We start from the raw sequence: 7,933 nt of genomic DNA, 5'->3' as shown, positions 1-7,933 counted from the left end.
CAACTCTTTGCCGCAAATCCAAAGAATGAGTCGGCATTCCTTTCTCTCCTTCCTCTTGAATACCTGTACCCTATTTTAAATTAAAAGGCTGTACTGCTCGAAACGATGGCTTGCTGGCCCTCTTGGCATTCAACTTCCACCCCGCCTTGGCAACCATCTGGGCTGACTCAAAAGCGGGAAGGAACATCAACGGGTAATTGTTGGCCAGGGGAGAATTTTCCCATTGCTGCGCAACCCTGGGCGAATACAAATGGCGGTGTTTGTCTTCCTGGCCGTTTCTTTTGATAAAGATCTTGATAAAGATCTATTAAAGATCTATTTTTGTGCGGAAAGACACACCTCTACCTGAGGCCAAGACCTAGCTTGGGTACATGACACAGCCGCTTTCTGAAATTGCCCGCGCCCAAGGGATCAACTACTTTCTGCTCTCTTTTACCGACCTGCTTGGGATCCAACGGGCCAAGCTGGTGCCTGCCTCAGCTATCGACTTCATGGCAGAGGGTCAGGCTGGATTTGCCGGGTTTGCTGCCTGGTTGGACTTGACGCCTGCAGACCCCGATGTGTTTGCCCAGCCGGAGCGCGAGCGCTTGTTTCAACTGCCCTGGCAGCCGGAAGTGGCCTGGATGCCTGCCGATCTAATTCAGGTCAACGGGGATCCCTTGCCACAAACCCCCCGCTGGGTGTTGAAGCAGGTGTTATCCCAAGCAGAAGCTATGGGCTTTCAAGTCAAGACGGGGATCGAATGCGAGTTCATGCTTCTGTCGCCAGAAGAGTGGGCCATTTCCGATGAGCGGGATCGGCAGGCCAAGCCCTGCTATGACCAGCAAAGTTTGATGCGGCGTTTTTCGGTGATCCGGGACATCTGCGATGGCATGCAGAAGCTGGGCTGGGATCCCTATCAAAACGATCACGAGGATGCCAACGGCCAATTTGAAATGAACTGGCGGTTTGACGATGCCCTAGTTACGGCTGATCGCCACGCCTTTTTCAAATACATGGTGAAAAGCATTGCCGAAAAGCATGGCTACCGGGCCACCTTTATGCCCAAACCCTTTGCTCATCTGACGGGCAACGGCTGCCACACCCATATTTCTCTTTGGCAAGGCGAACAAAACCTGTTTGCCGATCCTCAAGGGGAATTGGGGCTTTCTCAACTGGCCTATCACTTCATCGGCGGGGTGCTGCACCATGCGCCTGCTTTGTGTGCCCTCACCAACCCAACGGTCAATTCTTATCGTCGCCTCAATGCCCCTGTCACCCTCTCTGGAGCCACCTGGTCTCCCAATACGATCAGCTACAGCGGCAATAATCGCACCCACGCCATTCGGATCCCGGATGCCGGGCGGTTTGAACTGCGTTTGGCCGATGCTGCCGCCAATCCCTATCTTTTGGCTGCTGGTCTCATTGCCGCCGGTCTGGACGGGATCCAACACCAACGGGATCCTGGCCCCCGCTGCGACAACAACGCCTACACCGATCCCCTCCCCAATGCCCCAACGTTGCCCGGCTCTCTGGTCGAAGCCCTCAACCATTTAGACCAAAACACCCTGTTCCGCAGCAGGCTTGGGGATCCCTTTGTAAATGCCTACCTCAAGCTCAAACGCCAACAGTGGCAGGAATACAACCGTCAGATCACCCCTTGGGAGCGAGAAACAACCTTGGATTGCTAGCCCGGTAGTTGTTGTTATCTCATTACACCTTGAGAGAGGGCTTCCAACTGGCCTGGAGTGACCCTAAACCTGGGCCAACTGGTGTTGAGCTGCCTGCCGCATCACCTCTGCTGGCACAGGCTTGCCTCCCAGCCAAAGCGATAGAGCCTTGGCCCCCTGCTGAACCAGCATCTCTAGTCCACTGATGGGGGTATAGCCCAACTCGGCGGCCATCCGCAGCAGAGGAGTGGGATCCGGCACATAGATCAGGTCGTAGACGATGGCACCTGGAGACAGCAGGCCCAGTTGCTCTCGGCTCAGGGGAGAGAGCTCCTGACCGCCAGGGGATCCCGGCTTGTGCATGCCCACGGGGGTGGTGTTGACCAAAAGCCGCGTCTGAGACAGGTAGCAATTCAACTCCGCCCAGTTCACCGTCTCCACCTGAGGCCAGGTCTGTTGCAAGGCCAGCAATGAGTTGGGGGATCGCCCTGCCACCCGCACCGGCCCCAGCCCCAACTCCAAACAGCCTTGGATGGCCGCCCGCGCTGCCCCCCCGGATCCCAGAATGAGAGTAGGGATCCCTTTTTCCAGACCCAGCAAAGGCTGGACAAAGCCATCGATATCGGTATTGGTGCCCGCCCACCCGCCCTCCGGCAAGGGGTAAACCGTATTCACCGCCCCCACCGCTGCTGCCCGCGATTCAATCTGATCGAGCAAAGGGAGAATGGCCTGTTTGTGAGGAATCGTCACATTAAACCCCCGCACCCCAATGGCCGCCAGCCCTGCCACCGCCGCCGCCAAGTGTTTTGGAGCCACCGGAAACGGCACATAGCAATAGTTTTCCCCCATAGCTGCCAAAGCAGCATTGTGCATGGCTGGGGATAAGCTGTGGGCCACCGGATCCCCGATTAGACCGAGCAATTGGGTGCTTCCCGAAATCCGACCGTCCACCGGCTCAGCCAACTCCTCAAGGGATCCCTTAAGTCACTTTAAAGACTACTGAGACTCCGACTCAACCCGCTGCAGAGTCTGCCGGTAGCGATGGCGCCAGTCGGCCAACGATTCTTCCGAAATGTGGTCGATCAAGGTGCTCATCTCCGCCAGGATCTGGTAAACGCGGTCAAAGCTTTTTCGGGTTCGCTCTTCCTGCTCCGGTTGATGGATCTGCACCATGTATAAGCTCATCTTGATGGTTTGCAGGCGGTTTTTGCCCAAATCTTCTAGCATTTCCCGAATTTGCCCGATTGCCTCCCGCCTCACCTGTCTCTGCCGCCGTCGCAACAGCCAAAAGAGGATCCCGTGGACGACCCCTACCAAAGTGGCGCTGACCGCCGTTGCCGTTTCTAGCGAAAAAGCGCTGCGGCTGGCCACAAAACCACTTAGCAGAATCACCCCTATTCCTACCGCCGTCAAGATGAGCTCAATGTTGTTTAGGAACCATCTTCCTGCCGGTCTCCAGATCCCAGATCCGGCCACTTGACCCTGAAGAATGCCCATCATAGCCTTTTGCACCTCCTTTGTGTCTCTCCCGTCGTTCGCTCAGCCCATCACTACCTGCTCAGCCGCCCCAAGGCCAGGCGCGGTCTTCTGCGGCTCAGTTGACGCTTCAGACAAAGCTGCCGGAGTTTTCGCCGCCGCAAGCGGAAGGGTCTATGGGCCAGGGATCCCGCTGCGGACAGTTCCGGTGCAGGAGCCTGCATCTTTCGACTCAGCTCTTGATGGTGTTGGCGGAGATCCTCAATCTGCCTGAGGCGAGTCTCCAGCTCTCGGCGCAGTTCGGCGTTTTCTTTTTCCAGACGCTGCAGGCGTTTCAGCAGCTCTGAGGACTCCGTTCCGCTGACGCGGTCGGAAACTGGGATGGGATGGGGAGCAGTCACCACCGAGCTGTGCACATTCCTGCTATCTCGCATAGCCTGGGCAGCCCGACGCAACAGAGCCACCCCCTTGGGGTCATCGCTGTCCATGAGGCTGGCCGCTCCAAACTGGAGCTGCACCGGCAGCGCCCGCCCATTCACCACAAAGGGATCCTGAATCATTCGCTGGCAGCAGCGTTCGGCAGCAATTTGCGCAGCAGCCAAGGTGCTCCCCGGCAGCAGAATGATAAACTGCCCCTCGTCGTAGCAAAACAGGTCGTCTCCATCGCGCAGGTTATTGGCCAGGCGCTCTCTAAACAGCTTGAGAAGAGCACCCCGACCGTCAGCATCCAGCCCTTGTGCCAGAGAACCGAGGTTGGCCAAGCGCAGCACAAACAAGCTGAGGGGTTCCGATTGGGCACGGGCCTGGGCCACCCGCAGCGGCAAACGAGCCACCAAATCTTGACGGTTACCCACCTCCAAACCAATCGACTTGGGGGGAGAGGGAGGAGATTTTTGCCCAGTTTTGAGCAGATATTGCTGGCGGCGACTTTCTACAATGCGCAGCCCTGCCCGCACCCGCGCCAGCAGCTCTGCAGCCTGAAAGGGTTTGGAAAGAAACTCATCGGCGCCTGCCTCCAAAGCCCGCTCCATGCTATCGTTGCCCTCGCGGGCAGTCATAATGATGTAGTACACCCAAGCATATTCCGGCAGTTGCCGCAGTTGACGGCACAGGTCTAGGCCGTTCAGGGAGGGCATGACCCAATCGGCAATGATCAGATCTGGGGGTTGGCGGCGAATTTGCTCCAGCGCGGAGAGGCCATCCAAAGCATAAGAAATACTGCAGCCCTGCTTGCCCAAAAAGTTGGACAGCATCTCTGCCACCATGTAGCTATCATCCACAATCAGTACACGGGCTTGCAGGCTGCCGTCTTGACTTCTGCCAGAGACGAGTTTCGCCTTCTCAGGCGCAGGAGCTGCACTAGCGCTCTCCGGTCTGGGATCCATAGACAAACTGAGGCAGGATGGCGAGAAAATCCGGGAAAGCAAACTACCCGCAACTTTCCATCGCTATTCTAATGAATGTGGTATCTCCATCGTTATTCTGATGCGGTAGCGAACAGCAGCCGCTTCCACTTTGCCGAGTTGGTTAGATGGATTGAATCACTCTTGAATCACTGAGACTTCGCTCATCCAGAGCCGCTGTCTGTTGCTGCCCAAGGCTTGCTCTGACCAGAAGCCCTTTGGCGGGAGAGCTGAAATCTATGTGGTGAACATTTGTGAATTATTCGAGGCAGCAAAGCAGAGGCTCAGTAACGGATCTCGAGGGTGACTTGGGCGCGCACGGTTTGCTGTCCCCCCTCCACCGGTGTGGATGCTGTTTCTAGACGGGCATAGTCGGCGCGGGCAAAGGGGATCGGCGGCGGGATCATGTAGCCATCGCTCTGAATCTGGATGCGCTCGACGGAACGGATGCTCAGGTTCAAGGCCCCCAGCACATCCTGGGCTTGACGTTGGGCATCTTTCACGGCTTGGGTTAGGGCGCGGCTGCGCGCCTCCAACAGGGTGGCTTCATCGGCCCGGAAACTGACCGATTCCACCTGGGTGGCTCCGGCGGCCACAGCTTCATCCAGCACTTGCCCAGCTCTGGCCACAGGCACCTCGAATTGCAGACTGTTTTGCCCCTGCACACCCGTTAGGCGAGGTTGGCCATCCCGATAGTCGTATTGCGGGTAGAGGGAAATGCCGGTGGTTTGCAGAGCGCCTACTTGCAGCTCCTTGAGGCGATTGACCAGCCGCTCTGAGCGTTCTGCCACCTGTTGTTGTACCGATTGCGCCGTCTCCCCTTGAATGACTACCCCCAAGCGAATGAGGGCAATGGAGTTCTCTACGGAGACCGATCCCTGTCCTGTAACCGTCAACATTCGGGATCCCTCAGCGGGACTGGCCATCGCTCCGCCTCCAGCAATTGCGTTCCAACCCAACAGGGCCACCGCCAGTACCAGGCCCAGCCACGCCACCCCCTTCAGCCCTTTCCAACCCCTGATCCCGTTCATCGCTTTCCCTTTCCATGGTTCAACCCCAGCCTACTCCCACCGCTCCTCAGCCTGATCCGACAAAAGCCCCAGCCACCAGTTCCCTAACCTCACCCAGCCGGTGCGTTCTTGCCCCCACGGATCCCGTATCCACACGTGGAACACCCGTTGATACTTGGAAGTGCTCCCAGAAAAAGGCCCCAGCCGCCAATACCGCGCCTCCTGGCTCAACAGGGAGTAGCCCTGCTTTGCCGCCCACCGCTGCAGCAATTCTTGGCTGCGTCTTTGTTCCCAGACGAAAATCCCAACGAAAAGGGCAGCAGCAACCGCCGCCCCTACTAGGGCCAATGCCAGCTCAGACATGGGGCAGACATGGGGATAGACTCTACTGCCCATCCTACAAAGGTTGCTCCAATGCTGGGATCCCCGGCGGTCAAAGTTCACCTTCGTCGCCTCACCCGCCCTCAGACCTTGGACAAAGAGATCCCTGCTTCAACCCATCAGGCCGTATGATCGAGGCAGGGTGGTCAAAACTTAATTTGTTCTCAATTTGTTAAGGTCTCTTTAAGAATGGCCGAATCGAAACTGCGACAACTGCTGCGCGATCTGGATGTTGAGCTGCAAAAAACCCCTGGCTTGGATGAAAAGCAGCGACAGCAAATTGCCGCCATTCGCCAGGAAGTGGAGGCGGTGCTGGCCGATCTGGGATCCCCGACCGAGAGCAAACAGAGCCAAGGCCCCAGGGATCGCATCGGAGAGGCGCTGGGCCTGTTCGAGACCTCCCATCCCAACCTCACCCTGATCCTGGAGCAGGTGATCGACACGCTGGCGGGAATGGGTTTGTAGTTTCATGGTCGGTAAAAGGGCTCACCAGAAAGCTCCCTTGCTTGCTAGCCTTGGTAATGCGTTGAAAGCTCCTTATGCTCTATGACCAGCACTCTCCACTCCACCTCGTTTAACACCACCCGCTCCAAACAGATTTTTGCCCGGGCACAAAGCCTCATGCCGGGGGGAGTGAGTTCTCCGGTGCGCGCCTTCAAGTCGGTGGGCGGGGATCCCGTCGTGTTCGACCGTGTCTCAGGGGCCTACGCCTGGGATGTGGACGGCAACCAATACATCGACTACATCGGCAGTTGGGGGCCGGCGATTGTTGGCCACGCTCACCCCGAGGTCATTGAGGCTCTGCGCCGAGCTTTGGAGAAAGGCACCAGCTTCGGCGCCCCTTGCGTTCTGGAAAATGAACTGGCGGAGCGGGTCATTGAGGCGGTGCCCAGTGTGGAGATGGTGCGCTTTGTCAATTCCGGCACCGAAGCTTGCATGGCGGCGCTGCGCCTGATGCGGGCCTACACGGGTCGGGAAAAGGTGATCAAGTTCGAGGGCTGCTACCACGGCCATGCGGACATGTTTTTGGTGAAAGCCGGTTCGGGGGTGGCCACGCTGGGCTTGCCAGACTCGCCGGGGGTGCCCAAGGCAGCTACCAGCGCTACGCTGACGGCTCCCTACAACGACCTGGAGGCAGTCAAGGCCCTGTTTGAACAGCACCCCGACTCCATTGCCGGAGTCATCCTAGAGCCGGTGGTGGGCAATGCCGGCTTTATTCCCCCCCAGCCGGGCTTCTTGGAAGGCTTGCGAGATCTCACCCAAAAGTACGGGGCCCTGCTGGTATTTGACGAGGTGATGACCGGCTTTCGCATCAGCTATGGCGGTGTACAGGCCAAGTTTGGGGTCATCCCCGATTTAACGACCCTGGGCAAGGTCATCGGCGGCGGCCTGCCGGTGGGGGCCTACGGCGGTCGGCGAGAAATTATGGAAATGGTGGCTCCAGCGGGGCCGATGTATCAGGCAGGGACTCTTTCCGGCAACCCCCTGGCCATGACGGCAGGGATCCAGACACTGGACATTTTGCGCCGCCCGGGCACCTACGAGTATCTGGAGCGGATTACCGAGAAGTTGGCGACGGGGCTACTGCAGATCGCGCGGGAAACGGGGCATGAGATGTGCGGGGGCTATCTGCCCGGCATGTTTGGCTTCTTTTTTACTGCCGGCCCGGTGCGCAACTACGAAGAGGCCAAGACTTCCGATCTGCAGAAATTTGCCCGCTTCCATCGCGGCATGTTGGAGCGGGGAGTCTATCTGGCGCCCTCGCAATTTGAGGCCGGCTTCACCTCCCTGGCCCACACAGAGGCCGATGTGGAGAAAACTCTAGCCGCAGCGCGAGAGGTGTTGAGCACCCTCTGAGTCTGCAATTCACCCTCTTTCGAGGCGGGATCCCTGCTATGGCCGAGCATATCCATCGCAACTGGAGCATGACTCTAGTCAATAATAAGCTCAACTATACTGAAAATAATGTATAATATGTTCAGTACGGATTACTACCAGTTGATCTTTCTGTTTA

At 57.7% G+C, this 7,933-nt stretch carries 8 protein-coding genes; 3 read left to right on the top strand and 5 right to left on the bottom strand.

Features of this window, described 5'->3' with window-relative positions; all coding sequences use genetic code 11:
• Nucleotides 1–371: 371 nt before the first annotated feature.
• Nucleotides 372–1,670: a type III glutamate--ammonia ligase gene (glnT, locus tag ACVWXF_RS13935; RefSeq protein ID WP_457474687.1), complete on the top strand. Its 1,299-nt coding sequence runs from the start codon at nucleotides 372–374 to the stop codon at nucleotides 1,668–1,670.
• Nucleotides 1,671–1,733: 63 nt separating this feature from the next.
• Here glnT and ACVWXF_RS13930 read toward each other — a convergent pair whose 3' ends face one another.
• From ACVWXF_RS13930 to ACVWXF_RS13910, 5 genes are all read right to left on the bottom strand, one after another.
• On the bottom strand, nucleotides 1,734–2,600 hold the full coding sequence (locus ACVWXF_RS13930; protein WP_457474688.1) for a shikimate dehydrogenase: 867 nt from the start codon (nucleotides 2,598–2,600) through the stop codon (nucleotides 1,734–1,736).
• 45 nt (nucleotides 2,601–2,645) lie between these two features.
• Complete coding sequence (locus ACVWXF_RS13925) at nucleotides 2,646–3,149, bottom strand: hypothetical protein (RefSeq protein WP_457474686.1); 504 nt, start codon at nucleotides 3,147–3,149, stop codon at nucleotides 2,646–2,648.
• A 50-nt stretch (nucleotides 3,150–3,199) separates the two neighbouring features.
• Nucleotides 3,200–4,390 carry a response regulator gene (locus ACVWXF_RS13920; RefSeq protein WP_457474685.1) on the bottom strand — a complete coding sequence of 397 codons (1,191 nt, stop codon included), beginning with the start codon at nucleotides 4,388–4,390 and terminating at the stop codon, nucleotides 3,200–3,202.
• A 422-nt stretch (nucleotides 4,391–4,812) separates the two neighbouring features.
• Nucleotides 4,813–5,559, bottom strand: a complete 747-nt coding sequence (locus ACVWXF_RS13915) for an SIMPL domain-containing protein (RefSeq protein WP_011432642.1) — start codon at nucleotides 5,557–5,559, stop codon at nucleotides 4,813–4,815.
• A gap of 30 nt (nucleotides 5,560–5,589) precedes the next feature.
• Nucleotides 5,590–5,901, bottom strand: coding sequence for a hypothetical protein (locus ACVWXF_RS13910; RefSeq protein WP_457474684.1), 312 nt, complete (start codon nucleotides 5,899–5,901; stop codon nucleotides 5,590–5,592).
• A gap of 207 nt (nucleotides 5,902–6,108) precedes the next feature.
• Between ACVWXF_RS13910 and ACVWXF_RS13905 the strand changes: the two genes are divergently transcribed.
• Both ACVWXF_RS13905 and hemL read left to right on the top strand, forming a co-directional pair.
• Nucleotides 6,109–6,384, top strand: a complete 276-nt coding sequence (locus ACVWXF_RS13905; protein ID WP_457474683.1) for a DUF4404 family protein — start codon at nucleotides 6,109–6,111, stop codon at nucleotides 6,382–6,384.
• 81 nt (nucleotides 6,385–6,465) lie between these two features.
• Nucleotides 6,466–7,776, top strand: coding sequence for a glutamate-1-semialdehyde 2,1-aminomutase (gene hemL / locus ACVWXF_RS13900; protein ID WP_457474682.1), 1,311 nt, complete (start codon nucleotides 6,466–6,468; stop codon nucleotides 7,774–7,776).
• Nucleotides 7,777–7,933 lie beyond the last annotated feature (157 nt).

The organism is Thermostichus sp. MS-CIW-40, assembly GCF_054058315.1.
This window is presented reverse-complemented; position numbering and strand designations above follow the sequence as displayed.

What these genes read in the sequence shown, in the direction of transcription:
- glnT (WP_457474687.1), top strand. Translation starts at nt 372, where the DNA reads ATGACACAGCCGCTTTCTGAAATTGCCCGCGCCCAAGGGATCAACTAC.
- hemL (WP_457474682.1), top strand. Translation starts at nt 6,466, where the DNA reads ATGACCAGCACTCTCCACTCCACCTCGTTTAACACCACCCGCTCCAAA.
- ACVWXF_RS13915 (WP_011432642.1), bottom strand. Translation starts at nt 5,559, where the DNA reads ATGAACGGGATCAGGGGTTGGAAAGGGCTGAAGGGGGTGGCGTGGCTG.
- ACVWXF_RS13925 (WP_457474686.1), bottom strand. Translation starts at nt 3,149, where the DNA reads ATGATGGGCATTCTTCAGGGTCAAGTGGCCGGATCTGGGATCTGGAGA.
- ACVWXF_RS13920 (WP_457474685.1), bottom strand. Translation starts at nt 4,390, where the DNA reads ATGGTGGCAGAGATGCTGTCCAACTTTTTGGGCAAGCAGGGCTGCAGT.
- ACVWXF_RS13905 (WP_457474683.1), top strand. Translation starts at nt 6,109, where the DNA reads ATGGCCGAATCGAAACTGCGACAACTGCTGCGCGATCTGGATGTTGAG.
- ACVWXF_RS13910 (WP_457474684.1), bottom strand. Translation starts at nt 5,901, where the DNA reads ATGTCTGAGCTGGCATTGGCCCTAGTAGGGGCGGCGGTTGCTGCTGCC.